Here is a 26,968-nt window from a genome sequence, read left to right as displayed (position 1 = left end):
GGCTCACCAACGCAGGGCGAAGCGGCCGACGGCGGCGCCGATCAGGCCGGCGGCCGCGATCCCCAGCGTGTACCAGGTGGCGACGAAGGCGGCGGTCGCCTCGCCGCAGTGAAGCAGGCCGTAGGCGGTGGCGGCGAGGCCGCCGGTCGCCAGGCCCAGCGCCAGACCCGCCGTCGCCGGCCGCGTCGGGGCCAGTTTCCGCGCCGAGAGAAAGACAAACGGCGCGGCGAAGGCCGAGACCAGCACGATGTTACGGCCGCAGATGGTCCAGGTTCCGCCCAGCCAGTCGTCCATGCGCTGCTCAGGCGAAGTCAGGCTCATCTCAATCAGGCCCCACAGTCCCGCCGCCGCCACAACGGCGAGCAGGGCGAAGACCGCCGGGCGCGGATCGACGCCGGGGCGCCCCAGCCGTATCGCCAGCCAGATCCCGGTCCCCGCAAGGGCGGCGGTGTAAATCCCTTTCAGCCAGGGGATCGGCCCCTGAAGCGCCTGGCCCAGATCAGGCCGGAAGCCCAAGAACAGGCCGACCGCCGCCACGGCCGCCACGGCGGCGGCGGCCAGCAGGACAGGGCTGGGCATGGCGGGCTTGGCCGGCTCCAGCCCGGCGGCGAGGGCGTCGATCAGGTCGTCAGTCTTCATCGGGCGATACGCTGGCGACCAGCGTCTTCATGCTGCGGTGGACGCTGACCTTGGCCGCGCCCTCGGTAAAGCCGTTGCGCTTGGCCGCTTCGGCCAAGGAGAAGCCGCCGATCCGAACGTCCTCGATGAGGCGGCGCTGACGCGGCGGCAGAATGGACAGGACCTTCTTCAGATCGCGGCGCACGACGCCGTCCTCGACCGTGTGTTCGGCCAAAAGGACCGACGCCTCCTCCAGCGGCACGTCGGCGCGTCGTCCCAGGCGGCGGAAATGGTCGATCAGCTTGTAGCGCGCGATCGCGTAGGCCCAGGCCGTGAAGGGCAGCGACCGGTCGTAGGTCGCCCGCTTGGCGTGGATGGCGATCAGACAGTCCTGCACGAGATCCTCCGCGTCGGCCTCGCAGCCGGTCAGGCGACGTTTGAAAAAGGGGGGCAGGGCGCCGCGCATTTCGGACAGCAGGGCGCGCCAGGCCACGGGGTCGCCGTCGAGACCCCGCAACATCAGACGTTTGAGCTCGGCTTCCTTGTCGACCACGCCCCAACCCATTCGCGTCGGACAGGGCGGAGGTTACACGGCGGACGACAATCGGCGAGAATTCTTTTTCTGATGGCGCCGGTAACCTTCGCCGTGCGGGCGTCGAAACCCTTCCTGTCAAGCGGGTCCGCTCCGGGCCGCTGTCACACAGGAAATGATCCCATGACTATCTCCGCCAAGATCCTGGTCGGCGCCGGCGCCCTGCTGGCCCTGGGCGCCAACGCCGCCGCTGCACAGAACCGCCCGACCGCCCAGCAGGAAGCCGCCATGGAGAAGTGCTACGGCGTGGCCAAGGCGGGCAAGAACGACTGCGCCGCCGGCCCCGGCACCACCTGCGCCGGCACCTCGGTGCGCGACTATCAGGGCAATGCCTGGAAACTGGTCGCCAAGGGCACCTGCACCTCTATCGAGACGCCCAGGGGCAAGGGTTCGCTGAGCCCGATCCCGAACCGCTGATGTCCCCCGTTCCGACCGCTGGACTGGGCCTGAAGCCCCAGCACTATTCGGAGGCTGCGGCCTGTCCGGCGGCCGGAGCCCAGCGCGGCCTGTGGTTCGAGGTTCATCCCGAGAACTATATGGTCGCGGGCGGGCCGCGCCTGTCCTGGCTGGAGACGATCCGCGCCGCCCGACCGTTGTCGCTGCACGGGGTCGGCCTGTCCCTGGCCGGTGACGAGCGGCCGGACCGCGAACATCTGGCCCGTTTTCGCGCCCTGATCGATCGGTTCGAACCCTTTTTGGTGTCCGAACATCTGGCCTGGTCGCGACGCGGCGGGGTCTATCACCCCGATCTGTTGCCTGTCCCGCGCAGCCGCGAGATCCTGAACCTGGTGTGCGACCATGTCGACGAGGCGCAGCAGGCCCTGGGACGGCGGCTGCTGATCGAAAATCCGTCCGCCTATCTGGCCCTGGCCGGACATGACTGGGACGAGGTGGATTTCCTGGTCGAGATGGCCCGGCGGACCGGCTGCGGCCTGCTGATCGACGTCAACAACGTCCATGTCAGCGCCTCCAACATGGGGTTTTCGGCCCAGGCCTGGCTGGACGCCCTGCCCGGCGGGCTGGTGGGCGAGGTGCATCTGGCGGGCCATAGCCCCGATCCCGTCTGGGGCGAGGCCCTGCTGATCGACAGCCACGACACGCCGGTTTCCGAGACCGTCTGGGCGCTCTACGACCGTCTGATCGCGCGCATCGGTTCCCGGCCGACCCTGGTCGAACGCGACGGCGATGTTCCGGAATTTTCGGTCCTGCTGGATGAGCAGGCGCGCGCCGCTGCGGCGCTGACCGCTGCGGAGGCGGTGGCGTGACCGGGTTTCACGCGGCTTTCGACAGGGCGCTGACCGGCGATCTGGAGTCTCTGCGGCCTCACCTGGAGCCGGGCGACCGGACGCTGGGTGCGCTGGCCGTCTATCGCAACACGACGATCAAGGGCCGTATCGACGCCCTGGAAGCCAACTATCCCACCGTGTTGCAGATGGTTGGCGAAGATTGGTTTCGCGCGGCCGCCGCCGCCTTTGTCGCCGACCAGCCGGGCGACACCCCGGTGCTGGTCGATTACGGCGAAGGCTTCCCCGATTGGCTGGCGCGTTTCCAGCCGGCGACGGACATGGCCTATCTGGCGCCCTGCGCCCGGCTGGATCGGGCCTGGACCCAAGCTCATCTGGCCAAGGACGCAGCGCCGTTCGAGCCGCGCGAGGCCGCCGCGCTCGGCCCCGCCTTGGCGGGCGTAACGGCCAATCTGCACCCGTCGGTTCAGTTGTTCTGGTTCGAGTGGACGGCGCCCTCGCTCTGGCTGGCGCATCGTTATCCGTCCCCGGACGCGTCTCTCGAGTGGCGGGCCGAGGCGGAAGGCTTGCTGGTGCACCGGCCGGGCGCCGAGGTGCAGGCGCGGCGGTTGAGCCGCGCGGAATGGGTCTTCCTGGACGCCTGTCGCCTTCATCGACCGTTCGGCGTCGCTGCGGCGGCGGCCCAGGCCGCTGCGCCCCACTTGGATCTGTCCGCCCTGTTCGCCGGCCTGATCTCGCTCGGCGTCTTCCTCTCACCCTCGATCCCGAAGGACCAACCATGAACCGTATCGCGGACATTCATCGACGCATCACCGCCGCCGCGCCCGAGGCCGCCCTGGCCCTGCTGCTGCGCGTCGGGATCGCCACGCCCTTCTTCCTGTCGGGACGGACCAAGGTCGAGGGGCTGCTGACGATCACCCCCTCGACGCGCTATCTGTTCGCCGAGGAATACCGCGTGCCCCTGCTGCCCGCTGACCTGGCGGCGAATCTGGCGACCTATTCGGAACATCTGCTGCCGATCCTGCTGGTGCTGGGTCTGGCCACGCGGTCGGCGGCGGCGGGCCTGCTGTTCATGACCCTGGTGATCCAGGTCTTCGTCGAGCCGGGTGGTTGGCCCGTCCATCTGCTTTGGGCCGGGCCGCTGGCCTATCTGATCGCGCGCGGACCGGGCGCCGTCAGTCTGGACCGTGTGCTGAAGATCGACTGATACGCGCACGCCTCTTGTCAGCCGCGTCACTTTGTCCTTGAAGCGGATGAAGCCGGCGCGGGCCGGGCAGGGATCGCCGTTTCATGTTCAGCCTTCTGAACCTCCAGAGCCTGTTCGGCCTGGTCGTCATCATCGCCGTCTGCTGGGCGATCTCGGAGAACCAGCGGGTCTTCCCCTGGAAGCTGGCGATCGGCGCCGTCGCCGTTCAGGCGGCGCTGGTGCTGGCCCTGTTCGCCATTCCGGGGTCGCGAACGGTGCTGGCCGCCGTCACGGGGGCGATCGACGGCCTGGCCGTGGCGACGGCGCAGGGCACGCGATTCGTCTTCGGCTATCTGGGCGGGGGCGATCAGCCCTATGCGGTTCAGAACGAAGGCGCCCTGTTCACCTTCGCCTTCAACGTCCTGCCGCTGATCATGGTGATTTCCGCCCTGTCGGCCCTGTTGTGGCACTGGAAGATCCTGAAGTGGCTGATCCGGGGCTTCGGCTTTCTGTTTCAGCGCACCATGGGGCTGGGCGGCGCCTCGGCCCTGGCGGTGGCGGCCAACATCTTCCTGGGCACGATCGAAAGCCCGATCGTCATCAAGGCCTATCTGGACAAGCTGAGCCGGTCCGAAATCTTCCTGATGATGACCGTCGGTCTGGCGACGGTGGCGGGATCGACCATGGTGGCCTACGCCAGCATCCTGTCCCAGACCCTGCCGAACGCGGCCGGCCACGTGCTGGTCGCCTCCATCGTCTCGGCCCCGGCCGGGGTGCTGCTGGCGCGGATCATCGTGCCCGAGCCCGACAAACAGGCGGCTCAGGCCATCAGCTATGACTCGGCCCTGAAGTACGACAGCGCCATCGACGCCATTTCCAAGGGCACCTCGGACGGGCTGATGGTGGTGCTGAACATTTCGGCCGTGCTGATTGTGTTCGTCGCCCTGGTCGCCCTGGTCAACATCATGCTGGGCGGTTTGATCGTCTTCGGCGAGCCGCTGACGGTCGAGCGGATTCTGGGCGTCCTGTTCACCCCCCTGGCCTGGCTGATCGGGGTGGATGCGCGCGAGGCGGGCCTGGGCGGCTGGCTGCTGGGCGTCAAACTGGCCCTGACCGAATTCGTCGCCTTCATCGACCTGGGCAAGATACCGGCCGAGGCGATGAGCGAGCGGACGCGGATGCTGATGACCTATGCGCTGTGCGGCTTCGCCAACATCGGTTCGGTGGGCATTACGGTGACCGGCCTGTCGGTCCTGATGCCCGAGCGTCGTCATGAGGTTCTGGGGCTGATCTGGAAGGCCCTGTTCGCCGGCTTCATGGCCACGCTGATGAGCGCCGCCATCGTCGGCGCCTTGCCAGCGGCGGTGTTCGGGCAGTAGCGTTTCTCAAAACAACGGAGGCGTTCCGATGAAGCTCTACACCTCACACCGCGCGCCCAATCCCCGCCGGGTCCGATGGGTCCTGGCGGAGAAGGGGGTCGAGGACGTCGAACTGGTCGAAATCGACATCATGACCGGCGAGCACCGCAAGCCGGACTATCGCGACAAGGTCGGGGTGCCGCATCTGCCGGCGCTGGAGCTGGACGACGGCACGACCATTTCCGAATCCGTGGCTATCGGCCGCTATCTGGAGGCCCTGTATCCAGAGCCGAACCTGTTCGGCCGCGACGCCCGCGAACAGGCGGTGGTCGAGATGTGGACGCGCCGGTGCGAGTTCTATCTGTCCAATCCGCTGATGCTGAACGTGCGCCATTCCCACCCGGCCCTGGCCGCGCTGGAGGCGGTGCAGATCCCACAGGTGGCTGAGTACAATCGGGTTTCGGCCGAGCGGTTCATGAAGACCCTGGACCGGCATCTGGCGGAGCGGGAATTCATCGCCCTGGAACGGTTCACCATCGCCGACATCGTCGCCGTGGTCGGTTTGGACTTCGCCCGGCTGGTCCGCTACCGCCCGCCCGCCGAGTTCGAGAACCTGCACCGCTGGTTCGACGCCTGCCGCGAGCGCCCGGCCGCCAAGGCGGGGGTCTGAGCCGCCTTGCGCCTGCTGGCGCCGTCGGACCGTCGGCTGGCCCTGCTGCTCGCAGGACTGGCGGGTTATGTCGATAGCCTGGGCTTTTTGCACCTGGGCGGGGTGTTCGTCTCCTTCATGAGCGGCAACTCCACGCGGTTGGCCGCCAACCTCGCCGAAGGGCGTTGGCCGGCGGCCGGACAGCTGGCGGGGATCCTGGCCCTGTTCGTTCTGGGCTCCTTTTTCGGCGCCCTGGTCGCGGGCGGCGAGGATGCGCGATCGCGCAGCCGGGTTCTGATGTTCGAGGCCCTGTTGCTGGCGTCGGCGGCGGCCCTGGCGGGCGCGGGGCTGACGCCTGCGGCCGTCGGCCTGATGGTCATGGCGATGGGCGCCGAGAATTCGGTCTTTCTGAGGAACGGCGAGGTCGGGGTCAGCCTGACCTATATGACCGGCACGCTCGTCAAACTGGGCCAGGCCCTGGCGAGCGCGGTCAGGGGCGGGGACCGTTCCGCCTACAAGGGTTATCTGACGCTCTGGGCCGGCCTGATCCTGGGGGCGGTTCTGGGCGCGCTGGTCTTCGGCCGTCTGGGGCTGGCGGCCCTGTGGCCCGCCGCCGGTTTCGCCGTCCTTATGGCCCTGGTCGTGCGGTTCAGCCGCGCGGCGTGAACTTGCGGATCACGCCCGAGAAGGTCATCAGCAGCCGTTCGCCGGTGTTGATCTGGCCGCGCACGAAGATCAGGCTCTTGCCCGCCTTGGTCACCTGTCCGGTCGCCTCGATCAGTTCGCCGACATAGGCGCCGTCGATGAAGGTGGAATCGAGCTGGACCGTCACGCCCGAGGCGCCCTCCATCTCCTGATAGGCGATCTGGAACATGGCGATGTCGGCGAAGGTCATCAGGCAGCCGCCGTGCATCCGACCGCCGGCGTTCATGTGTTTCTGTTCGGCGCGGAAGGCGCACCGCATATGGCCGTTGGGATCGAGCTTGCCGTAGAAGGGGCCGACCACGACGTCGAAGGTGTCGTGCAGGTCATAGGTCTGCCAACCGGCGAACTCGCCCTCGGTGACGGTGATTTTCTTCGGCATGACGACTCGGCCTTACTTCTGGTCTCGCGGTGCAGCATATAGGCGCAATGAGCGATCCGATCGAAACCGCAATCTTGAATAAACTCGCCGGGCTTGAGCCGGGCAAGAGCATCGAGCCGGCCGAGGTGGCCAAGGCGCTGCAGCCGGAGCAGTGGCAGCGCATGCTGCCCAAGGTGCGGGCGACGGCCCTGGGGCTGATGCGGCAGGGCAGGCTGACCATCACCAAAAAGGGCAAGCCGGTCGATCCGGACAATTTCCGCGGCGTGACGCGCCTGCGCCTGCCGACCGAGGAGGAAACGGCCCTGGCGCTCAGCCGCCGCCCGGCGGTCGCCGAGGACGACGTCGAAGATTGACCACTCCGCTCATCCCCGCGAAGGCGGGGACCCAGTCCTTTTCTTGAGGCAAGGCTTTTGGGATCGGCATCGCTGAAAATCGGCGAGAGGGAAGCCCCCAATGATCTGGGTCCCCGCCTTCGCGGGGATGAGCGGGGCGTGGGAAGTCTCGACGCCCTTCTGAGCGACATCCGCGCCTGTCGCGCCTGCGCGGGCGTGCTGCCGCATACGCCGCGCCCGGTGGTTCGGGTCTTTCCCGAGACACGGCTCTTGATCTGCGGCCAGGCGCCGGGGCGGCGGGTGCATGAAAGCGGCCTGCCCTTCACCGATCCGTCCGGCGACCGGCTGCGCGACTGGATGGGGGTGGACTATGAGACCTTCTACGCCGACCGCCGCATCGGGGTGGCGGCCCAGGCCTTCTGCTATCCCGGCACGGCGCCGAAAGGGGGCGACTATCCGCCGCCCGCCCGATGCGCCGAGCTGTGGCGGCCGCCGCTGATGCAGGCCCTGCCGCAGATGGAATTGACCCTGCTGGTCGGCGGCTATGCCCAGGCCTGGGCCCTGGGCGCACGAACCCAACGTAATATGACCGAGACGGTGCGGGCCTGGCGGAACTACGCCCCCAGCCATCTGGTGCTTCCGCACCCGTCCTGGCGCAATACGGCCTGGCTGAGGCGGAATCCGTGGTTCGAGGACGAGGTGATCCCCTATCTGCGGATGCGCGTCGCCTCGATCTTAAAGCCGATGAGGATGCGCGCATGACCTCCAGAGGACTGATCGCGGCCGTAGGATTGGTCTTGGGCCTGACCGGTTGCGCCGCGCCCCATATCCAGCCGCCGATGACGCCTCCGCCGGGCTTCGCCGGGCCGCACGTGGAGGATCGCGCCCTGGTCATGTCGGACGGGGCGCGTCTGCCTCTGATGCGCTGGGGCCCGACCGACCGCGAGCCCTGGGCGGTCATCGTCGCCCTGCACGGCATGAACGACCACGCCGCCAGCTTCCGACTGGCCGGACCCTGGTGGGCCGAACAGGGAATCGAGACCTGGGCCTATGACCAGCGCGGCTTCGGCGCGGCGCCGGGGCGGGGCGTCTGGGCGGGGACCGCCAAGATGACCCAGGACCTGCGCGAGGCGACGGCCCTGGCCCGCGCGCGCCATCCCCATGCCGTCATCGCCGTGGTCGGCGAGAGCATGGGGGGATCGGTGGCCGCCGCCGCCTTCGGATCGGGCGATCCGCCCGACGCCGACCGGGTGGTGCTGCTGGCGCCCGGCGTCTGGGGCTGGTCGACCCAGGGGCCGTTGAACAGCGCCGTCCTGAACATCGCCGCGCGTCTGGCGGGCGGCGTGGCCCTGGAGCCGCCCAGTTTCATCACGCGCGACATCCACGCCTCCAGCAACACGCTGGAGCTGGTCCGCAACGGCCGCGACCCGCAAAGCATCCTGGCCACCCGGTTCGACACCATCTACGGCCTGGTCGATCTGATGGAGACGGCGTCGCGCAGCCTGGGCCGCATCCGCGGCGACGCCCTTCTGATGTACGGGGCGCACGATGAGATCGTCAAAAGAGATCAGATGAAGAAGGCCCTGCAAAGGGCCGTGGCCGAGGGCGGCGCCCTGAAGACGGCCTGGTATCCCGACAGCTGGCACCTGCTGGACCGCGATCTGGACGCCGAGATCGTCTATCGCGACATCGCCGCCTGGCTGAAGGATCCCAGGGCGGCCCTGCCGTCCGGCGCGCCCCCGGTCCTGCCTGAGCTGGAAGCGGCGGTTCGCCCGTAAAGGTCTCTTAACGGCCCATTTACCATCGACACGGCATTTTCTGCCTAGCGGGGCGTCGGTGTCTCCCGTGAGTTTGGGGCGTGGGCGCGTGGGCGGCTTTACGGCGGCGTTGCAGAAGTTCGGGATCGGTCGTCTGGCCGCCGTCCTCGGCGTCGCCGCGGGCGTGACCGCCGTCCTGGTCGCCGTCATGCTGCGCGTGGGCCAGGCGCCGGACGCCTTGCTCTATTCCAATCTCGATCTGCGCGAGGCCGGCGAAATCACCGCCGCCCTGCAACAGGCCGGCATCAAATACGCCTCCAAGGGCGACGGCTCGACCGTCATGGTCAATCGCGACGACGTGGGCACGGCGCGGATGCTGATCGCCGAAAAGGGGCTCGTGACCTCCGGCTCGGTCGGCTACGAAATCTTCGACAATCAGTCGGTCCTGGGGCAGACCGAGTTCCAGCAGCAGCTGAACGAACAGCGCGCCCTGCAAGGCGAACTGGCCCGCACCATCATGTCGATGCGCGGCATCACCGCCGCCCGCGTCCACATCACCATGCCGCGTCGCGAGATGTTCACCGCTGCTGCGGGCGAACCCACCGCCGCCGTGCTGGTCGGCCTGGGCGGGCGGGATCTGACGGCGGATCAGGTGCGGGCCATCCGCAATCTGGTGGCCTCGTCCGTGCCCAATCTGAAGCCGGACCGGGTCACGGTGGCCGATCAGAACAACCGCACGCTGGCGGCCGGCGACGACGGCGGCTTCACCTCGGCCTCTGCGGCCGAAACCAAGGGCAATACCGAGGCCCAGCTTCAGGCGCGCATCAAGGACATCGTCGAGGGCGTCGTCGGCGTCGGCTCGGCGCGGGTCCAGGTGACGGCCGACATCGACCAAAGCCGCTCCACCACCCAGGAACAGAAGTTCGATCCCGACGGCCAGGTCGTGCGCTCGACCACGGCCAACGGCTCGCAGTCGTCCGACACTACGGGCCAGAACGACGGCGGCGTGACGGCGGCGAACAACATCCCCGGCGGCGCCCCGCCCGCGACCACCCCGGCCGGCTCGACCACCGCCGAGAACGCCGAGACGACAAACTACGAAATCTCCAACACCACCACCACGACCACCAAGGAGCCGGGCGAGGTCAAGAAGCTGGCCGTCGCCGTCGCCGTGGACGGCAAATGGACCCCGGCCGCCGACGGCAAGGGAGAGCCGACCTATGCGCCGCGCTCGGCCGAGGAGATCGCTCAGATCAAGTCCCTGGTCGCGGCGGCGGCCGGCATAGACGAGGCCCGCGGCGACAAGATCGAGGTCATCAACGTCCGCTTCAACCGCGACACCGGCCTGCCCGGCGGGCTGGACGACAAGCCTTCGCTGCTGGACTTCTCCAAGACCGACGTCATGCGGCTGATCGAGCTGGGCATCCTGGCGGCAGTGGCGCTGCTGCTGATCTTCTTCGTCCTGCGGCCCTTGCTGAAGACGGCCGGCTCGGGCGGGGCGGCCGGTCCTGGAGCGCCGGCTCTGACGGCCCCGGACGGCACGCCGGTCGCCACCTTGACCACGACCGTCATCGGCCCGGACGGCCAGCCCCAGCTGGTGCAACTGCCTGCGCCGAACGAAATGGACCAGAAGATCGACATTGCCCGTATCGAAGGGCAGGTGAAGGCGTCTTCGGTCAAGAAGGTCGCCGACTTCGTCCAGGCCCATCCTGACGAGGCCGCCAACATCCTGCGCAACTGGGTGGCGGAAGGCTGATGGCCAAGCTGGTTTCGAAAAAGCCGGTCATCGAGGACCCCAATCGGCTTACCGGCCCCGAGAAGGCGGCCGTCATCCTGCTGGCCCTGGGCGAAGACCACACCGCCCTGTGGGAGAGGCTGGACGACGAGGAGGTCAAGGAGATCTCCCAGGCCATGGCGACCCTGGGCAATGTGACGGCCGAGGCGGTCGAGGCCCTGATGCTGGAGTTCGTGTCCGGCCTGTCGGGCACGGGCGCCGTCATGGGCAGTTTCGAACAGACCCAGAAGCTGCTCAGCGCCTTCCTGCCCAAGGATCGCGTCGACGGCTTGATGGAGGAAATCCGCGGTCCGGCCGGCCGGACCATGTGGGACAAGCTGGGCAATGTGAACGAGGCGGTTCTCGCCAACTATCTGAAGAACGAATATCCCCAGACCGTCGCCGTCATCCTGTCCAAGGTGAAGTCCGACCACGCCGCCCGGGTGCTGACGGCCCTGCCGGAGGATTTTGCCCTGGAATGCGTCCAGCGGATGCTGCGGATGGAGCCTGTCCAGCGCGAAATCCTGGACAAGATCGAGGCGACCCTTCGCACCGAATTCATGTCGAACCTGGCGCGCACCTCCAAGCGCGACAGCCACGAAATGATGGCCGACATCTTCAACAGTTTCGACCGACAGACCGAGGCGCGCTTCATCGGCGCCCTGGAAGAGCGCAACCGCGAATCCGCCGAACGCATCCGCGCCCTGATGTTCGTCTTCGAAGACCTGTCCAAGCTGGATCCGGGCGGGGTTCAGACCCTTCTGCGGGCCGTGGACAAGGACTCGCTGGGCCTGGCGATGAAGGGGGCCTCCGAAGGGCTGCGGGAGATGTTCTTCTCCAACATGTCCGAACGCGCCGCCAAGATCCTGCGCGAAGACATGGAGTCCATGGGGCCGGTGCGGCTGAAGGACGTGGATGGGGCCCAGATGGCCATGGTCCAGGTCGCCAAGGATCTGGCCGCGCGCGGCGAGATCATGCTGGCCGGCCAAGGCTCCGACGACGAGTTGATCTACTGACATGAGCACCCCCTTCGCCTTTGACACCGAGTTCGACGCCGACGGCGCGGTGGTGCGCGCAAGCGCCTGGAAGCCGGTCAAACGCAGCTACATGCCCGCAGAGGTCGAGGCCCTGGTCGCCACCGCCCGGCTGGAGGCGCGCCAGGAGGCCCTCGCCGAGGTCGAAAACATCCGGGCCATGGCCCTGACCAACATCGCCCAGGCCGCCGCCGCCGCCCTGCCGTCGCTGCGAACCGTCGCCCAGACCCATCGCGAACAGTCCGCCGACCTGGCCCTGGCGGCGGCGCGGGCCATCGCCGACGCCGCCCTGCACCGCTTCCCCCAGGCGCCGTTGCGCGCCGCCCTGGAGTCCCTGGCTCAAGAGATCGACGCCTCGCCGCGCCTGGTGATCCGGGCCTCGGGCCTGGACGAGGTGGTGCGCGGCCAAATCGAACAGGCCTGCGCCGACAGCGGCTTCACCGGCGTCGTCGCCTTCCGCGACGAACCCGGCATGGCGGTCGCCGCCTTCCAGCTGGAGTGGGCCGACGGTCGCGCCGATCACGATCCCGAAGGTTCCGCCGCCCGCGTCGCGGAGGCCCTGAGCGCCGCCCTGGCGGCCGAGGCGGGACACGCCGAACCCCCAATCCACACCGACCGGAGTGAGTTCTGATGGCCTCCGACGATCTATCGCTCGAGGAATTTCCCGACTCCACCGCCCTGGCCGTCGCCGACGACGCGGGCGAAAAAACCGCCGCCGACCTGGCGACGGTGTTCGAGGTTCCGGTCAATATCTCGGCCGTTTTGGGCAAGTCGCACATGTCGGTCGCTCAGTTGCTGAAGCTGAACAAGGGTTCGGTGCTGGAGCTGGACCGCAAGGTCGGCGAGGCGATCGACATTTTCGTCAACAACCGTCTGATCGCACGCGGCGAGGTCGTCGTGGTCGAGGATCGGCTGGGCGTGACCATGACGGAAATCATCAAGACTGAGGACTCGGGCGGCTGACGCGCGCTGCGCGTCGGACCGGGTGAAGGATTAGAGGAGAAGAACGATGCGTCTTCTGGTGGTAGGCAGACTGAGCGGACAGCTCGCTTCGGCGGTGAAGATGGCCATGGCGCACGGCGCCAAGGTCAGTCACGTCGAGCGCGCGGATCAGGCGACAGAACAGCTTCGACGGGGGCAGGGCGCCGACCTGCTGATGGTCGACTATCAGCTCGACATCGCCGCCTTGATCGCCGCGAACGAGGCCGAGCGGATCACTGTGCCGGTGGTGGCCTTCGGGGTCGACGCCGACGCCCGCGAGGCGGCCGCCGCCATCAAGGCCGGGGCCAAGGAGTTCATCCCCCTGCCGCCCGATGCGGAGATGATAGCGGCGGTCCTGGCCGCCGTCGCCGACGACGAAAAGCCGATGATCTCGGCCGATCCGGCGATGAAGGCGGTGCTGCAACTGGCCGATCAGGTGGCGCGCTCCGAAGCCTCCATCCTGATCACCGGCGAAAGCGGCGTCGGCAAGGAGGTGATGGCGCGCTACATGCACGACCATTCGCGCCGGTCCGAAAAGCCCTTCATCAGCGTCAACTGCGCGGCCATTCCCGATAATCTGCTGGAATCGGAACTGTTCGGTCACGAGAAGGGCGCCTTCACGGGCGCCGTCGCCCGCCGGATCGGCAAGTTCGAAGAGGCCGACGGCGGCACCCTGCTGCTGGACGAAATCTCCGAGATGGACGCCCGGCTCCAGGCCAAGCTGCTGCGCGCCATCCAGGAGCGGGTGATCGACCGGGTCGGCGGCTCCAAGCCCGTGCCGGTCAATATCCGCATCATCGCCACCTCCAACCGCGACCTGGCCAAGGCCGTGGCGGAAGGCACGTTCCGCGAGGACCTGCTGTACCGGCTGAACGTCGTCAATCTGCGCCTGCCGGCCCTGCGCGAACGGCCGGGCGACATCGGGGTGCTGGCCGATCACTTCATCAAGAAATATGCGGCGGCCAACGGCGTGCCCGAGCGGCCGATGTCGGCGCGGGCGCGTCAGGCGATCAGCGCCCACCGCTGGCCCGGCAACGTCCGTGAGCTGGAAAACGCCATGCACCGGGCCGTGCTGCTGGCGACCGGACCCGAGATCGATGTGGACGCCATCCGCCTGCCGGACGGCCAGCCGCTGACGGCGGAAGGCGGCGGCATGATGGGAACGGCGGCCGTGGGGAACCCCTATGGCGGCGGCGTTGCGGCCCGGGCGGCCCAGGCGGCCGACGCCGTGACCCGCAGCTTCGTCGGCCAGACGGTGGCGGCGATGGAGAAGACCCTGATCCTGGACACCCTGACCCACTGTCTGGGCAATCGCACCCATGCGGCCAACATCCTGGGCATCTCCATCCGCACCCTGCGCAACAAGCTTAACGAATACGCCGAGGAGGGGACGGTCATTCCCGCCCCGCAGTCCGGCGTTTCGGCCTCGGGCTACGCCGCCTGAGCATGGGGCGCGGTCTGGACAGGCGGAGGCTGATGGCCGGCGCAGGCGCGCTGGGCCTGGCCGCCTGCACGCCGCGCAGCCAGACCAAGGTCAAGGCCGAGGCGGCCCCGGACCTGTTCCTGAACGATCTGGAGACGCGGTGGGGCGGGCGGCTGGGCGTCGCCGCCCTGGACGTCGGCAGCGGGGTGCGGGCGCTGTGGCGCAGCCAGGAGCGGTTTCCCTTCTGCTCGACCTTCAAACCCTTTCTGGCGGCGGCCGTCCTGCAAAGGGTGCAGCGGGACGAGGAAAGGCTGGACCGGCCGGTCCGCATCACCTCGGCCGACATCATTCCCCATGCGCCCGTGACCGAAAAGGCGGTGGGGCGGACGCTCACCATCCGCGAACTGATGCAGGCGGCGGTGGAGGTCAGCGACAATCCGGCCGCCAATATCCTGATCCGCGAGATGGGCGGAATCGGCGTATGGCGTTCGTGGTGGCCGACCTTCGGCGACACGACGACCGTCATCTCTCGTCTGGAGCCGGACTTGAACACCGCCCTGCCTGACGATCCGCGCGACACCTGCTTGCCGGAACAGACCGTCGCCAACATCCGCGAAATGGCCTTCAGCGATCGACTGACGCCGGCGCACGACGCCCTGTTGCACGGCTGGCTGACCGCCTCCCCGACCGGCCCCAACCGGATCAAGGCGGGCGCGCCCGAGGGTTGGAGCGTCGCGCACAAGACCGGTTCGGGCGCCCGCGGCACGACGAACGACGTGGGCATGCTGACCCCGCTCAGCGGTTCGCCGGTCATCATCGCCGCCTATTTCACCGGCGCCGCCTCGGCGACGGAGGATCAGCGCGACGCCGTGATCGCCGAGGCGACCCGCCGCGTCTTGAAGGCCCTGGGCCGTGACTGATGCGCCGATCATGATGAAGGACGGCATGGCGCGCCCCACCGGGCGCGACGTGCTGAGCTGGGTCAACCGCGGCGAAGTGCTGATGGCGGTCGGCGTGATCGGCGTGATCATGCTGCTGATCCTGCCGGTCCCGAAGATGCTTCTGGACCTGCTGCTGGCGATCTCGCTGGTCTCGTCCGTGCTGATCCTGATGACCGCCGTGATGATGAAGAAGCCGCTGGACTTCGCCATCTTCCCGACGGTTCTGCTGGTCTCGACCCTTTTCCGCCTGGGCCTGAACCTGGCCTCGACGCGGCTGATCCTGACCAAGGGGCAGGAGGGGCACGACAGCGCCGGCCAGGTGATCAACGCCTTCGGCGAGCTGATGATGGGCGGCAACTTCATCATCGGTGTGATCATCTTCGCCATCATCCTGGTGGTGAACTTCGTCGTCATCACCAAGGGTTCGACCCGGATCGCCGAAGTCTCGGCCCGCTTCACCCTCGACTCCATGCCGGGCAAGCAGATGGCGATCGACGCTGACCTGTCGTCGGGCCTGATCACCGAGGACCAGGCCAAGCTGCGCCGCAAGGAGCTGGAGCAGGAATCGACCTTCTTCGGGGCCATGGACGGCGCCTCGAAGTTCGTGCGCGGCGACGCCGTCGCAGGCCTGATCATCACCTTCATCAACGCCATCGGCGGCATATTGATCGGCACCCTGCAGCACGGCATGCCGGCCATGGACGCCGCCAACACCTATGTGCAGCTGACCATCGGCGACGGTCTGGTCACCCAGGTGCCGGCCATCATCATCTCGATCGCCGCCGGCTTCCTGGTGTCCAAGGCGGGCGTCGAGGGCACGGCGGACAAGGCCCTGGTCACCCAGCTGGCCACCAATCCGGTGTCTCTGGGCGTGGTGTCGGGCGCGGCGGGTCTGATCGGCCTGATCCCCGGCATGCCGCTGATCCCCTTTGCCGCCCTGGCCATCGGTTCGGGCTTCATGGCCTGGCGCCTGGGCCGCCAACGGCTCAAGCCCCAGCCGACGGAGGCCGAGGTCGCCGCTGCGGCCGCCCCCAAGGAGGAGGTCGAAGAGCCGATCTCGAACGTGCTGACGATCGACGAGGTCAAGATCGAGCTGGGCTATTCGCTGCTCAGCCTGATCAATGATCTGGAAGGGCGGCGTCTGACCGACCAGATCAAGGCGCTCCGTCGATCGCTGGCCCAGGAATACGGCTTCGTCATGCCGCAGGTCCGCATTCTGGACAATATGCGCCTGCCGACCCAGGGCTACGCCATCCGCATCAAGGAGATGGAGGCTGGGGCGGGCGAGGTGCGTCTAGGGCATCTGATGGCGATGGACCCGGCGGGGGGCCAGGTGGATCTGCCGGGCGAACATATGCGCGAGCCCGCCTTCGGCCTGCCCGCCACCTGGATCAGCGAAACCCTGCGCGAAGAAGCGACCTTCCACGGCTATACGCTGGTCGATCCTTCCACGGTCCTGACGACGCACCTGACCGAGATCCTGAAGGAGAATATGGCGGACCTGCTGTCCTACGGCGAGGTGCAGAAGCTGCTGAAGGAGCTGGGAACCGAAGAGAAGAAGCTGGTTGAGGAGCTGATCCCCAGCGTCGTCAGCGTCACCACCCTGCAACGGGTGCTTCAGGCCCTGCTGCGCGAGAAGGTTTCGATCCGCGATCTGCCCGCCATTCTGGAAGGGCTGGCCGAGGCCGCGCCCCACAGCACCAGCGTCACCACCCTGGTCGAACACGTCCGCGCCCGCCTGGCCCGTCAGCTGTGCTGGCAGCACCAGGGCGGCGACGGCGCCCTGCCGATCGTCACCCTGTCGCCCGAATGGGAGAACGCCTTCGCCGAAAGCCTGATCGGCGGCGGCGAGGACAAGCAGCTGGCCATGGCGCCGTCGCGGCTGCAGGACTTCATCCGCGCCGTCCGCGACACCTTCGAACGGATCGCCATGTCCGGCGAGAATCCCGTCCTGCTGACCGGGCCCCAGACTCGCCCCTATGTCCGCTCGATCATCGAGCGGTTCCGGGGCCAGACGGTGGTCATGAGCCAGAACGAAATCCACCCCCGCGCCAAGCTTCGGACCCTGGGCCAGGTCTAGTCGGCGACCGTCCAGCCGCCGGCGGAGGCGGCGCGCGCGGCCTCATTGACCGGGCGGGCGATCAGGCCGGACTGGGTGATCCAGACCTCATAGCGCGCGCCCTCGGCCATCGGCATATAGGCGGCCGAGCCGTAGAGGGTATCGGCGGCGTCGATGTAGCGCCGGTAACGCCGGATCGCGTCCCAGGCCTCGACCTTATAGGGCAGGGCGCCGTTGCGGGCGTTTTCCTCGATGGCCGCCAGATCATAGGCGCTGCGTTCGGCGGTCAACTCCTGTTCGACCGTGCGATAGCGACCCGACAGGCGTTCCAGCCGATATTGGGAATCCAGGCCCAGCACATTGGCCCAAGGTTTCCACTTCAGCACCTGGGCGTCGATCCGCCAGTCGTCGCCGTGGACAGGATAGAGGGTCGCTGCGGCCGGCCTGTCCTGCGACAGGGGCGTCAGCTCGATCTCATAATACTGCGGCCCGAGGCGCCTCAGTTCCAGGCTCGCAACCGGACGTTCATAGGTCAGCCGGTCGTAGGTCTGAAGGTTCAGGCCGAACAGGGTCGCCAGGGACGCCAGCCAGAGGACGCCGCCGCCGAGCGCCGCGCCCGCCACGCCCCGCACCGCCCTGCCGCCGAACAGGGCGCGCAAGCCGCGGACCAGCAGAACCAGGCCAATCAGGGCCGCCGCCGCCGGTAAAATCCACCACCACCAGATCATCGCTCTTCCCCCCGTTTTCCGCCCGCCGCAGACCGGCAAGCCAGACCATACTCATCAGAAGACGCGAAAGGCCCAAGAGTTTCGTGTGACTGCCGTTTGACGCAGCCTCGGTCGCCGCTAATGCTGCGCCGCATGAAACTTCCCTCGAGCCAAAGCTGGTCGCGGTTCAGCGATTTTGTGCGCACGCCCTCCCTGGCGCGATCCGTCACCGGCCTGCTGGTCCTGGCCTTCGTCCTGCTGCTGACGGTCAACATCTCGACCTTCGTCATGATACAGCGCACCGCCACGGTTAACGATGCGATCGAACACGCCCAGCAGATGCGCCGCCAGTCGCGCACGGTCCTGATCTCCATGCTGAATGCGGAGACCGCGCAACGCGGCTTTCTGCTGACCGGCCGCAGCGATTTCCTGACGCCCTTTGAGGAGGCGCGCGCGGAGCGCGAGCCTGCCCTGGCGTTTCTCGAAGAAGGCGCGGCGGCCGACCCGACGCTCCGGGCGCCGGTGGCCCAAATCCGTAGGCTCTCCGACGCCAAGCTGAGGGAGATGGAGGCGACCCTGGCCTTGGCGCGTGAGGGCCGCATAGGCCAAGCGATCCAGACGGTGCGGTCCGGCGAAGGCAAACGCTATATGGACGAGCTGCGCCAGACCATCGACGATTTCGACGCCTTCAAGTCCGCGCGCATCGCCGAACGGACCCGCGTGTCCGAGCGCGCCGCCATGATGACCGTGGTGATGAACGCCATCACCGGCCTGCTGGTCCTGGTCCTTGCGCTGCTCTCGGCCTGGATGGTGCGGCGCTATGTCGGCGAGATTCAGCACGCGCGCGAGGAGGTGGCCGCCATCAACGCCGGCCTGGAGGACATGGTGCGCGACCGCACCGCCGCCCTGACCCGCGCCAATGAGGAAATCCAGCGCTTCGCCTATATCGTCAGCCACGATCTGCGCGCGCCCCTGGTCAATGTGATGGGCTACACCTCCGAACTGGAGCAGGCCGGAAAGATCATCGAGCGCGGGGTGGCCGAGGCCGAGGCGGAACGCGAGGTGTCGGCCGACATCGTCACCGCCGTGCGCGAAGACATGCCCGAGGCCCTGGGCTTCATCCGCGCCTCGACCGAAAAGATGGACCGGCTCATCAACGCCATCCTGCGCCTGTCGCGCGAGGGGCGTCGCAATCTCCTGCCGGAGACCCTGGACATGACCGCCATGGCTCGCAACATCGCCGACAGCGTTCACCATCAGACCGAGGCCGCCGGCGCCCAGATCCTGGTGGAGGCCCTGCCGTCGATCGAAAGCGACCGCCTGTCGATGGAACAGATTCTGGGCAATCTGATCGACAATGCGGTCAAATATCTGGACGCCGGCCGCCCTGGCGAAATTGTCATATCCGGCGAAGACCTGCCCGGCGGCTGGGTCGTCTACCGGGTCGCCGACAACGGTCGCGGCATCGCCGCGCGGGACCACGAACGCATCTTCGAACTGTTCCGGCGCTCCGGAAAACAGGACCGAAGAGGCGAGGGCCTGGGCCTGGCCTTCGTCCGCAACAGCGTTCGGCGCATCGGCGGCACGATCGATATCGAGTCCGAGCTTGGCAAGGGCTCGACTTTCCTCCTGAAATTCCCCAAACGACTGATCCTGTCGGAACCTGGAGGCGTACTGTGACGCAAGCCGTCAAAATCATCATGGTCGAGGATGACCACGGTCACGCCAAACTGATCGAAAAGAACATCCGTCGCGCCAACATCAGCAACGAGATCAAGCATTTCGATGAGGGCGGGGCCGCTCTGGACTATCTGTTCAGCGCGGAAATCCTGGCCAACGGCCCGCTGCTGATCCTGCTGGACCTGAACCTGCCCGACATGTCGGGCACGGACATTCTGGAAAAGGTGAAGGCCGACGACCGTTTGAAGCGGGCGCCCGTCGTGGTTCTGACCACCACCGACGACAAGGTCGAAATCCAGCGCTGCTACGACCTGGGCTGCAACGTCTACATCACCAAGCCTGTCGATTATGAGTCCTTCGCCGGCGCGATCCGTCAGCTGGGTCTCTTCCTTTCGGTCATGCAGGCGCCGGAGATTTAACGATCGGACTGTCCGGCCCCATCCGTCTGCTCTACATCGACGACGACCGCGGCCTGTCGCGGCTGGTCGAGAAGGAACTGACCCGCCACGGCTATGCCGTCACCTGCGCCCCGGACGGCGACGCGGGTTTGGAGCTGCTCGCCGCCAACGAATACGACATCTGCGCCCTGGACCACTATATGCCCAGCCGGGACGGTCTGGACGTCCTGCCGGACATCCTGGCCCTGCCGGCGCCGCCGCCCGTGGTCTATGTGACGGGGGCCCAGGACGGGCGGATCGCCGTCGCCGCCCTGCGCGCCGGGGCGGCGGACTATGTCATCAAGGACGTGTCCGAGGACTTCACCTCCCTGCTGCGGTCGGCCCTGGAGGACGCCCTGCTGCGCCGGCGGCTTCAGCGCGAGAACGAGATCGCCCAGGAAGAGATTCGTCTGGCCCGCGACCGCGCCGAGGCCATGCTGCGCGAGGTCAATCACCGCGTCGGCAATTCGCTGCAGCTGGTGTCCAGCTTCATGTCCCTGCAGATGCGCCACATCAGCGATGAAGGCGCCAGAGAGGCCCTGCGCGAATCCCAGGCCCGGATCGAGGCCGTGGCCCACGTCCATCGCCGCCTCTACACCTCCGGCGACATGAGCCGGGTGGCCATGGACGAATATCTGCAAGGCCTGATGGACGAGCTGTCCAAGTCGCTCGGGCCCGGTGAAGGTTCGCCGCGTCTGGTCATCGACGTCGCTCCTCTTTGGGTCACGACGGACCAGGCCGTGTCCCTGGGCGTCGTCGTCGCCGAACTGGTCACCAATGCGGTGAAATACGCCTATCAGCCTGGGCAGGGCGGGGAGATACGCATCAGTCTGAAGCCGGACGGCGAGCATCGCGCCCTGTTGACGGTCGAAGACGACGGGCCGGGTCTGGGCGACGGAACACCCAAGGGCACCGGCCTGGGCGGCAAGATCATTTCGGCCATGGCCTCGGGCCTGCGCTCAGCCGTCGAGTTCGACGCGGCGCACAAGGGCGTGCGCGCCAAATTGGCGTTCGACCTCTAAGGTCGGATCTGCATCATGCTCCAGTTCGGCCTTCGTAATCCCGCGCTCGACTATCGCCACCGCGCCACGGCCTTCGGCGTGGTGGAGCGCGACGGCCTGATCGCCTGCGTCCGGGTCGAACGAGCGGCCGGCGCCTATTTCGATCTTCCCGGCGGGGCGGTGGATGGCGAGGAGACCGAGGTCGAGGCCCTGGTGCGCGAGTTCGTCGAGGAAACCGGCCTGTCTGTGACGCCTCTGAACCGCATCGCCGAGGCGGGCCAGTATCATCTGAAAAGCACCGGCGAGCCCCTCTACAACGTCGGCGGCTTCTGGACCGCGACGGTCACGGCCGAGAACCCCCAGGCCAAGTGCGAGGATGATCACACCCTGGTCTGGTTGGACCCGACCGTGGCTCTGTCGCGCCTCCGCCACGACTCCCACGCCTGGGCGGTCGCGGTGTGGCTGCGCCGGGCAAGCTGAGCCTTACGGAACGGCCCGGACCCGCTCCCGTTTCTCCTTCACCTTGCAGCGCCATCGCGGCGTCGCTCGAAACAGGAGAATTCCCATGGCAGATCATGACCGTATTGAAGGCTCCGCCAAGAATGTCGGCGGCAAGATCAAGGAAGGCGTCGGCAAGATGACCGGCGATTCCAAGCTTCAGGCTGAGGGGAAGGCGGACCAGGTCGAAGGCAAGGTCCAAAACGCGGTCGGCGGCGTGAAGGACAGTCTGCGCGACAATCGCAACTGACGCGACCGACTATTTAAAGACGTTCAACGCCGTCCGCAGTCGCGGGCGGCGTTTTCGTTCGGGTCAGTCACCCCATAGCTTCAGCGTTAGCCCCTTGTCCTGGGGCGCCCCAACCGGTCGGCATTCCGAGCTGAAGCCGCCCCGTTCGGGACGGGGGCGGCAATCCACCTCCTTGGGCCGGGGAGAGTCGGTCGGCGCCCGCGACTGGGGGCCGCACTGCAGGCCGTAGGACGAGCCGCCCTGGGCCGCCTGGGCCATCTGGCAGTCGCCCGCCATCCCCTCAGGGCGCAGGGCGTCGGGCAGATCCGGCCCCAGAGCCAGGGCCAGCTGGGCGCGAACCTCGGCCTGACAGACTTCCAGCGATCTCGCGCCGCGCAGCTGCGGGCTGCACCGCGCCCGCTCATAGCCGAACGGATCGGCGAGACCCCATTCCGGAACATTGTGGGCGGGACGCGGCGGCGGGGCTTCGGCGGCGGGCGGCGCCTCCCACACCACGGTCGGGGCGGCCTGTTGGGCCAGAAGAAGCAGGGCGAAGGCGGCGAGCATTCTCAGGCCTCTTTGCACTGTCGCCAGGGCGGTTTCGCCCCGGACGCGAAACCTACCTTGTCAGCGCCCGCATCGCCTTGTCGAGCCCTTCCAGCGTCAGGGGGAACATTCGCTCGTCCATCAGCTCCCGCAACAGGCCGACCGAGGCGGTGTAGCTCCAGTACCGTTCCTGCACCGGGTTCAGCCACACGGACTTTTCCCACTGCTGGCGGGCTCGCTTCATCCACACCGCCCCGGCCTCCTCGTTCCAGTGTTCGACCGAACCGCCGGGCATGGTGATCTCATAGGGCGACATGGTCGCGTCGCCGACGAAGATGGCGCGCCAGTCGCCGGGATATTTGTGCAGCAGGTCCCAGGTGGCGATCCGCTCGGTGTGACGCCGCCGGTTGTCCTTCCAGACACCCTCGTACAGGCAGTTGTGGAAGTAGAAGAACTCCAGATTCTTGAACTCGGTCCGGGCGGCCGAGAACAGCTCCTCCACCAGCTTGATATGGCCGTCCATCGATCCGCCGATGTCCAGGAACAGCAGCACCTTGATCGTGTTGCGCCGCTCGGGCCGCATCTGGATGTCCAGCCAGCCCTGGCGGGCCGTGCCGTCGATGGTGCCGTCGATGTCCAGCTCTTCCGCCGCCCCTTCGCGCGCGAAGCGGCGCAGGCGGCGCAAGGCCACCTTGATGTTGCGCGTGCCCAGTTCGACCGTGTCGTCCAGGTTCTTGAACTCGCGCTTCTCCCACACCTTGACCGCCCGGCCATGTCGTCCGGGTCCGCCGATCCGCACGCCTTCCGGATTATAGCCGCCGTGACCGAAGGGGCTGGTCCCGCCCGTGCCGATCCACTTGGACCCGCCCGAGTGGCGCTCCTTCTGCTCCTCCAGCCGCTGTTTCAGCGTCTCCATCAGCTTGTCGAAACCGCCCAGCGCCTCGATCTGAGCCTTTTCCTCGTCGGTCAGATATTTCTCGTTGAGCAGCCGCAGCCATTCCTCGGGGATGTCGGTCGTCAGATCTTCGCCCGCCCCGACAGATTCGACGCTCTTGAACACCGTCCCGAACACCTGGTCGAACCGGTCATAGTGTTTCTCGTCCTTGACCAGCACCGCCCGCGACAGGTGATAGAAGGCCTCGATCTCGCGCCCGGCCAGATCGTGATCCATGGCCTCCATCAGATGGAGCCATTCCTTCATCGACACCGGAACCTTGGCGTCGCGCAGGGCAGTGAAGAAGGGCAGGAGCATGGGCTCTTAATGCCGCAAAGCCGAAGCTTTAGGGAGCGACTTTCTCTGTCGGGAGGCTGCGCGAGAACATGATCGCGCCCACGAGGTTTGTGGGCGTTGACGTGACCCCCTGAAACTCCTCCAGGAATAGCTAGAGTCCGCCCAACGAAGGACGGACAGAATGAAGCGATCGAGGTTCACGGAAGAGCAGATCATCGGGATCCTGCGGGAGCAGGAGGCCGGTGTAGCGACGGCGGAGGTGTGCCGACGCCACGGGGTCAGCTCGGCGACCTTTTACAAATGGAAGGCCAAGTTTGGCGGGCTCGACGTGTCGGAGGCTCGGCGGCTCAAGGCGCTCGAGGATGAGAACGCCCGGCTGAAGCGGATGCTGGCGGACGCGATGCTGGACAACGTGGCCCTGAAGGACCTGCTGGGAAAAAAGTGGTGACGCCCGCCGGCTATCGCGAGGCGGCTGGCCATCTGCAGGCCGCCTACGAGATGAGCGAAAGGCGGGCGTGCCGTGTTCTGGGCGTCGATCGGACGAGCGTGCGCTATCAGGCGACGCGCCCGGACGACGGCGCTCTGCGCGACCGGCTGAAGGCCCTGGCCCAGGAACGTCGACGGTTCGGCTATCGTCGCCTGCACGTGCTGCTGCGGCGCGAGGGCCATGCGGTCAACAGGAAACGGGTCCAGCGGATCTATCGCGACGAGCAACTGACGGTGCGCCGGCGCGGCGGCCGGAAGCGAGCGATGGGCACGCGGCGACCGCTGGACCTGCCGCTGGCGCCCAACCAGCGCTGGTCGCTGGACTTCGTCGCAGACCAGCTGACGGACGGGCGGCGCTTCCGCATCCTGACGGTGATCGATAACTGTACGCGCGAGTGCCTGGCGCTGGTGGCCGACACCTCGCTGTCGGGCGCGCGGGTCGTGCGGGAGTTGGACGCCGTCATCCGGCAGCGAGGGCGGCCCGACACCATCGTCAGCGACAACGGCACGGAGTACACCTCGAACGCGGTCCTGGCCTGGGCCGACGACACCGGCGTCGGCTGGCACTACATCGCGCCGGGCAAGCCCCAGCAGAACGGCTTCAACGAAAGCTTCAACGGGCGGCTGCGTGACGAGCTGCTGAACGAGACGCTGTTCCGCTCGCTGCCGCACGCTCGCGCCGTGCTGGAGGCGTGGCGACGCGATTACAACGAGCAGCGTCCGCACTCGAAGCTCGGGTGGCTGACGCCGCAGGCTTATGCAGAAGCGCTCACCGGACACATCGGCCGGCCTGCTGCGCTGGTTGATGGCTGCGCAGACCGGCCTCTTGCCAACCCAGCCGATCACAGCTCAGATCAACCTAGGACTCTCGTTATGGCTGGATGAGAAACGGGGGTCACGTCAGCGTATCGCCTTCTGACGGTCCCGTCACACGCCCCTTGAAACTCCATTCGCCTTGATGGGTCACCAGAACGAGTGTGAGCATGGGACGACCGTCGATCTTGATATCATAGCCGGCGACGCGCTGGGCCGGGGCATCGTTGATGGTGGCTGTAATCAGCCCCTCGGCGTGGGGCTTTGCATCCGGCCATCGCTGCACAATCGCGTTCATTGTGTCTTGAATTATGGCTTCCTCGCTGAAGTATCGCGCATAGCGTGTGGCGTAGCTAGTGAAGTTAACTTCCAGCAGGCGCGTGTTGCATCCCACGTCCTCACCTTCCCCAATCGAGGCTGCAGCGGGGTAGATGGTGATCTTGTCGTATTCCGGGTCTGAGAAGGCGCACACCATGCCGCTGGCTTTGTGACGGACCGTGGGGGTAGCGTCGGTGGTGATATTCTCGAAATAGCGTGCCGCATTGGCCGAGGCGATCAACTGGTCGGCGTAGGATCGGGCGGTGGCGATCTCCTCAACATTCGGCGGTTTGTTGTCAGGCGCCGTGTCTTGAGTATGGGCTGCTGTAGAATAGGCAGCCAGCAATAGCGCAATTGCAGCGACGCGGTTTGACACCGTGAACTCCTCCCTTTTTTTTAAGAAAAGCACGCAGCTCGCCGAACGTCTATCCGCGCCGCAAGATGAACTCGTGGTCGCGCCAGGCGCCGACCGGGTACTCGTACTCGCCCGCCTTCTCGAACCCATAGGCGGCGTACAGGCGCTGGGCCTTTTCGTTGCCGCTCCAGACGCCGATCCAGAGCGGCCCCTGGGTGTGGGCCTCCATCCAGTCCAGCGACAGGGTCAGCAGCTTCGTGCCCAGGCCCAGACCCTGGGCGGCCTTGGATACATACAGGCGGCGCAGCTCCATATGCTCCGGGCGCGCCTCCGGATGGGGCAGGCCGTTGGGGCCGGCGTTGGCGAAGGCCAGCAGTTCGCCGTCCCGCTCGGCCACCCACCAGGCTGCGTTGGGTTCGGCGAGCTTTTTCCGCGTCGGCTCGGGATCGAAACTGGCGTCCAGAAAGGCCGTCAGGTCCGCCTCGGGATAGGGAATGCCGAAGCCGGTCACGAAGGTCTCGACGAAGGTCCGACGCCCCAGGACGCCCAGGGCTTCGGCGTCTCCAGGGCGGGGGGTGCGGATCAGGATCTCGGTCATGACCCGCCCCTTAGCCTCAGAAGCCGTCCAGCGCGACCTTGCCGATCGTCGAGCCGCTTTCCAACTGGCGATGCCCGTCTAGAAGGGTCTCGACCGAAAGCCGGCCCAGGTTGCGGGTCAGGGTGGTGCGGATGGCGCCGGCGTCGACCGCCTCCGACACGGCGTTCAGGATTTCGTGCTGCCGGATCATGTCGGGGGTCTGGTGGACCGGGCGGGTGAACATGAACTCCCACACGAAACCGGCCGCCTTCTGCTTCAGCAGTTCGACCGGCAGACCCTTGAAGTCGTCAATGGCGCCGATGACCCCCTGGGGCGCGACGGCGCGGGCCAGGGCCTCGAAATGGCCGGCCGTGTGGGTCAGGGATGCGATATATTTCGGCGCCCGTTCGCCGGCTTCCGTCAGGGCTTCGTCGATGGGGCGGGAATGGTCGATGACGGCGTCCGCCCCCTGGTCCAGGCACCATTGACGAGTCTCAGGGCGAGACGCGGTGGCGACGACACGCAGTTTCGTCATGGTCTTGGCGATCTGGATCAGGATGGACCCGACCCCGCCGGCTCCGCCGACGATCAGCAGGCTCTCGTCCTCGTCCCGGTCGGCCTTCATCCGGTCGAACAGCAGTTCCCAGGCGGTGACGGCGGTCAGGGGCAGGGCGGCGGCCTCGGCATAGGTCAGGGACTGCGGCTTGCGACCCACGATCCGTTCGTCCACCGCGTGACGCTCCGCGTTCGAGCCGGGGCGGTCGATCTGACCGGCGTAGAAGACCTCGTCTCCGACCTTGAACAGGCTGACCTCCGCCCCGACGCCGATCACCACGCCTGCGGCGTCGTAGCCCAGGATGCTGGGCTGGTCCGGCTGCCGACTGCTGCGCACCTTTGTGTCCACGGGGTTCAGGCTGACGGCCTTGACCGCAACAAGCAGATCCCGCGGGCGCAGTTCAGGCTCGGCCGCCTCGAACGCGATCAGGGCGGCGGGATCCGAAACGGGGCGGGGGCCGGTCGTGCCGATGGCCTTCATGACAATGCTCCTTGGCTTGTGT

The 26,968-nt window shown here is 67.2% G+C and carries 32 protein-coding genes; 23 read left to right on the top strand and 9 right to left on the bottom strand.

The features are described 5' to 3' along the window. Positions 1–3: 3 nt before the first annotated feature. Positions 4–639 carry an NrsF family protein gene (locus tag JL11_RS15880; RefSeq protein WP_054766510.1) on the bottom strand — a complete coding sequence of 212 codons (636 nt, stop codon included), beginning with the start codon at positions 637–639 and terminating at the stop codon, positions 4–6. Then, complete coding sequence (locus JL11_RS15875) at positions 629–1,171, bottom strand: sigma-70 family RNA polymerase sigma factor (RefSeq protein ID WP_054767036.1); 543 nt, start codon at positions 1,169–1,171, stop codon at positions 629–631. The genes JL11_RS15880 and JL11_RS15875 overlap by 11 nt, the downstream gene beginning before the upstream one ends. 162 nt (positions 1,172–1,333) lie before the next feature. On the opposite strand from JL11_RS15875, the gene JL11_RS15870 reads away from it, so the two are divergent. The 7 genes from JL11_RS15870 to JL11_RS15840 all read left to right on the top strand — a co-directional run bounded on the left by JL11_RS15870 (position 1,334) and on the right by JL11_RS15840 (position 6,313). Next, complete coding sequence (locus JL11_RS15870; protein WP_054766509.1) at positions 1,334–1,627, top strand: BufA1 family periplasmic bufferin-type metallophore; 294 nt, start codon at positions 1,334–1,336, stop codon at positions 1,625–1,627. Next, positions 1,627–2,475 (top strand): MNIO family bufferin maturase, encoded by an 849-nt coding sequence (gene bufB, locus JL11_RS15865; protein ID WP_054766508.1) that lies wholly within the window; start codon positions 1,627–1,629, stop codon positions 2,473–2,475. Before JL11_RS15870 ends, bufB begins: the two co-directional genes overlap by 1 nt. After that, complete coding sequence (locus JL11_RS15860) at positions 2,472–3,236, top strand: HvfC/BufC N-terminal domain-containing protein (RefSeq protein WP_054766507.1); 765 nt, start codon at positions 2,472–2,474, stop codon at positions 3,234–3,236. Before bufB ends, JL11_RS15860 begins: the two co-directional genes overlap by 4 nt. After that, the gene (locus JL11_RS15855; protein ID WP_054766506.1) at positions 3,233–3,661 is read left to right on the top strand and encodes a DoxX family protein; all 429 of its coding nucleotides are present in this window, start codon (positions 3,233–3,235) and stop codon (positions 3,659–3,661) included. The genes JL11_RS15860 and JL11_RS15855 overlap by 4 nt, the downstream gene beginning before the upstream one ends. Positions 3,662–3,744: 83 nt before the next feature. After that, positions 3,745–5,019: a NupC/NupG family nucleoside CNT transporter gene (locus JL11_RS15850; protein WP_054766505.1), complete on the top strand. Its 1,275-nt coding sequence runs from the start codon at positions 3,745–3,747 to the stop codon at positions 5,017–5,019. Between the two features lie 28 nt (positions 5,020–5,047). Then, on the top strand, positions 5,048–5,668 hold the full coding sequence (locus JL11_RS15845; protein ID WP_054766504.1) for a glutathione S-transferase family protein: 621 nt from the start codon (positions 5,048–5,050) through the stop codon (positions 5,666–5,668). A 6-nt stretch (positions 5,669–5,674) separates the two neighbouring features. After that, the gene (locus tag JL11_RS15840) at positions 5,675–6,313 is read left to right on the top strand and encodes a YoaK family protein (RefSeq protein ID WP_054766503.1); all 639 of its coding nucleotides are present in this window, start codon (positions 5,675–5,677) and stop codon (positions 6,311–6,313) included. Here JL11_RS15840 and JL11_RS15835 read toward each other — a convergent pair. Further along, entirely contained in the window at positions 6,297–6,731 is a 435-nt protein-coding gene (locus JL11_RS15835) for a PaaI family thioesterase (protein WP_054766502.1), read from the bottom strand. The two genes, JL11_RS15840 and JL11_RS15835, sit on opposite strands and share 17 nt — an antisense overlap. A gap of 47 nt (positions 6,732–6,778) precedes the next feature. Between JL11_RS15835 and JL11_RS15830 the strand changes: the two genes are divergently transcribed. From JL11_RS15830 to flhA, 10 genes are all read left to right on the top strand, one after another. Beyond that, the gene (locus JL11_RS15830; protein WP_054766501.1) at positions 6,779–7,084 is read left to right on the top strand and encodes a DUF3253 domain-containing protein; all 306 of its coding nucleotides are present in this window, start codon (positions 6,779–6,781) and stop codon (positions 7,082–7,084) included. 138 nt (positions 7,085–7,222) lie between these two features. Continuing rightward, the gene (locus tag JL11_RS15825) at positions 7,223–7,825 is read left to right on the top strand and encodes a uracil-DNA glycosylase family protein (RefSeq protein WP_054767035.1); all 603 of its coding nucleotides are present in this window, start codon (positions 7,223–7,225) and stop codon (positions 7,823–7,825) included. Then, positions 7,822–8,841: an alpha/beta fold hydrolase gene (locus JL11_RS15820; RefSeq protein WP_054766500.1), complete on the top strand. Its 1,020-nt coding sequence runs from the start codon at positions 7,822–7,824 to the stop codon at positions 8,839–8,841. Before JL11_RS15825 ends, JL11_RS15820 begins: the two co-directional genes overlap by 4 nt. Positions 8,842–8,929: 88 nt before the next feature. Then, entirely contained in the window at positions 8,930–10,576 is a 1,647-nt protein-coding gene (gene fliF / locus JL11_RS15815) for a flagellar basal-body MS-ring/collar protein FliF (protein ID WP_054766499.1), read from the top strand. Further along, the gene (gene fliG / locus JL11_RS15810; protein WP_054766498.1) at positions 10,576–11,610 is read left to right on the top strand and encodes a flagellar motor switch protein FliG; all 1,035 of its coding nucleotides are present in this window, start codon (positions 10,576–10,578) and stop codon (positions 11,608–11,610) included. The genes fliF and fliG overlap by 1 nt, the downstream gene beginning before the upstream one ends. A 1-nt stretch (position 11,611) precedes the next feature. Continuing rightward, positions 11,612–12,259 (top strand): flagellar assembly protein FlbE, encoded by a 648-nt coding sequence (locus JL11_RS15805; RefSeq protein ID WP_054766497.1) that lies wholly within the window; start codon positions 11,612–11,614, stop codon positions 12,257–12,259. After that, a complete protein-coding gene (fliN, locus tag JL11_RS15800; RefSeq protein ID WP_054766496.1) occupies positions 12,259–12,591 on the top strand; it encodes a flagellar motor switch protein FliN in 333 nt (110 codons plus the stop codon). The genes JL11_RS15805 and fliN overlap by 1 nt, the downstream gene beginning before the upstream one ends. A 46-nt stretch (positions 12,592–12,637) precedes the next feature. Then, positions 12,638–14,053 carry a sigma-54-dependent transcriptional regulator FlbD gene (flbD, locus tag JL11_RS15795; protein ID WP_054766495.1) on the top strand — a complete coding sequence of 472 codons (1,416 nt, stop codon included), beginning with the start codon at positions 12,638–12,640 and terminating at the stop codon, positions 14,051–14,053. Between the two features lie 32 nt (positions 14,054–14,085). Next, the gene (gene bla / locus JL11_RS15790; RefSeq protein WP_231681337.1) at positions 14,086–14,952 is read left to right on the top strand and encodes a class A beta-lactamase; all 867 of its coding nucleotides are present in this window, start codon (positions 14,086–14,088) and stop codon (positions 14,950–14,952) included. Between the two features lie 10 nt (positions 14,953–14,962). After that, the gene (flhA, locus tag JL11_RS15785; RefSeq protein ID WP_054766494.1) at positions 14,963–17,053 is read left to right on the top strand and encodes a flagellar biosynthesis protein FlhA; all 2,091 of its coding nucleotides are present in this window, start codon (positions 14,963–14,965) and stop codon (positions 17,051–17,053) included. Here flhA and JL11_RS15780 read toward each other — a convergent pair. Then, positions 17,050–17,760 carry a hypothetical protein gene (locus JL11_RS15780; RefSeq protein WP_054766493.1) on the bottom strand — a complete coding sequence of 237 codons (711 nt, stop codon included), beginning with the start codon at positions 17,758–17,760 and terminating at the stop codon, positions 17,050–17,052. The genes flhA and JL11_RS15780 overlap by 4 nt on opposite strands. A 132-nt stretch (positions 17,761–17,892) precedes the next feature. On the opposite strand from JL11_RS15780, the gene JL11_RS15775 reads away from it, so the two are divergent. From JL11_RS15775 to JL11_RS15755, 5 genes are all read left to right on the top strand, one after another. Further along, the gene (locus tag JL11_RS15775) at positions 17,893–19,419 is read left to right on the top strand and encodes a sensor histidine kinase (RefSeq protein ID WP_054767033.1); all 1,527 of its coding nucleotides are present in this window, start codon (positions 17,893–17,895) and stop codon (positions 19,417–19,419) included. Beyond that, complete coding sequence (locus JL11_RS15770; RefSeq protein WP_224761032.1) at positions 19,416–19,838, top strand: response regulator; 423 nt, start codon at positions 19,416–19,418, stop codon at positions 19,836–19,838. The genes JL11_RS15775 and JL11_RS15770 overlap by 4 nt, the downstream gene beginning before the upstream one ends. A 2-nt stretch (positions 19,839–19,840) precedes the next feature. Further along, positions 19,841–20,878 carry a sensor histidine kinase gene (locus JL11_RS15765; RefSeq protein ID WP_082382734.1) on the top strand — a complete coding sequence of 346 codons (1,038 nt, stop codon included), beginning with the start codon at positions 19,841–19,843 and terminating at the stop codon, positions 20,876–20,878. A 15-nt stretch (positions 20,879–20,893) separates the two neighbouring features. After that, the gene (locus JL11_RS15760; protein WP_054766491.1) at positions 20,894–21,337 is read left to right on the top strand and encodes an NUDIX domain-containing protein; all 444 of its coding nucleotides are present in this window, start codon (positions 20,894–20,896) and stop codon (positions 21,335–21,337) included. An 85-nt stretch (positions 21,338–21,422) separates the two neighbouring features. Continuing rightward, complete coding sequence (locus JL11_RS15755) at positions 21,423–21,605, top strand: CsbD family protein (protein ID WP_054766490.1); 183 nt, start codon at positions 21,423–21,425, stop codon at positions 21,603–21,605. A 63-nt stretch (positions 21,606–21,668) separates the two neighbouring features. On the opposite strand, the gene JL11_RS15750 is transcribed toward JL11_RS15755, so the two are convergent. After that, positions 21,669–22,151, bottom strand: coding sequence for a hypothetical protein (locus JL11_RS15750; protein ID WP_054766489.1), 483 nt, complete (start codon positions 22,149–22,151; stop codon positions 21,669–21,671). A 52-nt stretch (positions 22,152–22,203) separates the two neighbouring features. Then, positions 22,204–23,382 (bottom strand): vWA domain-containing protein, encoded by a 1,179-nt coding sequence (locus JL11_RS15745; RefSeq protein WP_054766488.1) that lies wholly within the window; start codon positions 23,380–23,382, stop codon positions 22,204–22,206. Between the two features lie 160 nt (positions 23,383–23,542). Here JL11_RS15745 and JL11_RS15735 point away from each other — a divergent pair. Further along, a protein-coding gene (locus tag JL11_RS15735) for an IS3 family transposase (RefSeq protein ID WP_165906610.1) occupies positions 23,543–24,732 on the top strand; the annotation gives its coding sequence in 2 pieces (ribosomal slippage) (positions 23,543–23,795 and positions 23,795–24,732; 1,191 coding nt in all). Between the two features lie 10 nt (positions 24,733–24,742). On the opposite strand, the gene JL11_RS15730 is transcribed toward JL11_RS15735, so the two are convergent. Genes JL11_RS15730 through JL11_RS15720 form a run of 3 tightly spaced genes read right to left on the bottom strand, consistent with a single transcriptional unit; the run spans position 24,743 to position 26,946 of the window. After that, complete coding sequence (locus tag JL11_RS15730) at positions 24,743–25,387, bottom strand: hypothetical protein (protein ID WP_054766487.1); 645 nt, start codon at positions 25,385–25,387, stop codon at positions 24,743–24,745. A 16-nt stretch (positions 25,388–25,403) separates the two neighbouring features. After that, positions 25,404–25,931 carry a GNAT family N-acetyltransferase gene (locus JL11_RS15725; protein WP_054766486.1) on the bottom strand — a complete coding sequence of 176 codons (528 nt, stop codon included), beginning with the start codon at positions 25,929–25,931 and terminating at the stop codon, positions 25,404–25,406. A gap of 16 nt (positions 25,932–25,947) precedes the next feature. Then, positions 25,948–26,946 carry a zinc-binding alcohol dehydrogenase family protein gene (locus tag JL11_RS15720; protein WP_054766485.1) on the bottom strand — a complete coding sequence of 333 codons (999 nt, stop codon included), beginning with the start codon at positions 26,944–26,946 and terminating at the stop codon, positions 25,948–25,950. Between the last annotated feature and the right edge of the window lie 22 nt (positions 26,947–26,968).

The sequence above is a fragment of the Brevundimonas sp. DS20 genome (assembly GCF_001310255.1).
GTDB lineage: Bacteria > Pseudomonadota > Alphaproteobacteria > Caulobacterales > Caulobacteraceae > Brevundimonas > Brevundimonas aurantiaca.
This window is presented reverse-complemented; position numbering and strand designations above follow the sequence as displayed.

Coding starts and splice junctions, on each gene's coding strand:
- fliG (WP_054766498.1), top strand. CDS start 10,576: ATGGCCAAGCTGGTTTCGAAAAAGCCGGTCATCGAGGACCCCAATCGG.
- JL11_RS15720 (WP_054766485.1), bottom strand. CDS start 26,946: ATGAAGGCCATCGGCACGACCGGCCCCCGCCCCGTTTCGGATCCCGCC.
- JL11_RS15755 (WP_054766490.1), top strand. CDS start 21,423: ATGGCAGATCATGACCGTATTGAAGGCTCCGCCAAGAATGTCGGCGGC.
- flhA (WP_054766494.1), top strand. CDS start 14,963: ATGATGAAGGACGGCATGGCGCGCCCCACCGGGCGCGACGTGCTGAGC.
- bla (WP_231681337.1), top strand. CDS start 14,086: ATGGCCGGCGCAGGCGCGCTGGGCCTGGCCGCCTGCACGCCGCGCAGC.
- JL11_RS15775 (WP_054767033.1), top strand. CDS start 17,893: ATGAAACTTCCCTCGAGCCAAAGCTGGTCGCGGTTCAGCGATTTTGTG.
- flbD (WP_054766495.1), top strand. CDS start 12,638: ATGCGTCTTCTGGTGGTAGGCAGACTGAGCGGACAGCTCGCTTCGGCG.
- JL11_RS15745 (WP_054766488.1), bottom strand. CDS start 23,382: ATGCTCCTGCCCTTCTTCACTGCCCTGCGCGACGCCAAGGTTCCGGTG.
- JL11_RS15870 (WP_054766509.1), top strand. CDS start 1,334: ATGACTATCTCCGCCAAGATCCTGGTCGGCGCCGGCGCCCTGCTGGCC.
- JL11_RS15760 (WP_054766491.1), top strand. CDS start 20,894: ATGCTCCAGTTCGGCCTTCGTAATCCCGCGCTCGACTATCGCCACCGC.
- JL11_RS15850 (WP_054766505.1), top strand. CDS start 3,745: ATGTTCAGCCTTCTGAACCTCCAGAGCCTGTTCGGCCTGGTCGTCATC.
- JL11_RS15780 (WP_054766493.1), bottom strand. CDS start 17,760: ATGATCTGGTGGTGGTGGATTTTACCGGCGGCGGCGGCCCTGATTGGC.
- JL11_RS15855 (WP_054766506.1), top strand. CDS start 3,233: ATGAACCGTATCGCGGACATTCATCGACGCATCACCGCCGCCGCGCCC.
- JL11_RS15750 (WP_054766489.1), bottom strand. CDS start 22,151: ATGCTCGCCGCCTTCGCCCTGCTTCTTCTGGCCCAACAGGCCGCCCCG.
- JL11_RS15835 (WP_054766502.1), bottom strand. CDS start 6,731: ATGCCGAAGAAAATCACCGTCACCGAGGGCGAGTTCGCCGGTTGGCAG.
- JL11_RS15830 (WP_054766501.1), top strand. CDS start 6,779: ATGAGCGATCCGATCGAAACCGCAATCTTGAATAAACTCGCCGGGCTT.
- JL11_RS15880 (WP_054766510.1), bottom strand. CDS start 639: ATGAAGACTGACGACCTGATCGACGCCCTCGCCGCCGGGCTGGAGCCG.
- JL11_RS15820 (WP_054766500.1), top strand. CDS start 7,822: ATGACCTCCAGAGGACTGATCGCGGCCGTAGGATTGGTCTTGGGCCTG.
- JL11_RS15805 (WP_054766497.1), top strand. CDS start 11,612: ATGAGCACCCCCTTCGCCTTTGACACCGAGTTCGACGCCGACGGCGCG.
- JL11_RS15845 (WP_054766504.1), top strand. CDS start 5,048: ATGAAGCTCTACACCTCACACCGCGCGCCCAATCCCCGCCGGGTCCGA.
- fliN (WP_054766496.1), top strand. CDS start 12,259: ATGGCCTCCGACGATCTATCGCTCGAGGAATTTCCCGACTCCACCGCC.
- JL11_RS15725 (WP_054766486.1), bottom strand. CDS start 25,931: ATGACCGAGATCCTGATCCGCACCCCCCGCCCTGGAGACGCCGAAGCC.
- bufB (WP_054766508.1), top strand. CDS start 1,627: ATGTCCCCCGTTCCGACCGCTGGACTGGGCCTGAAGCCCCAGCACTAT.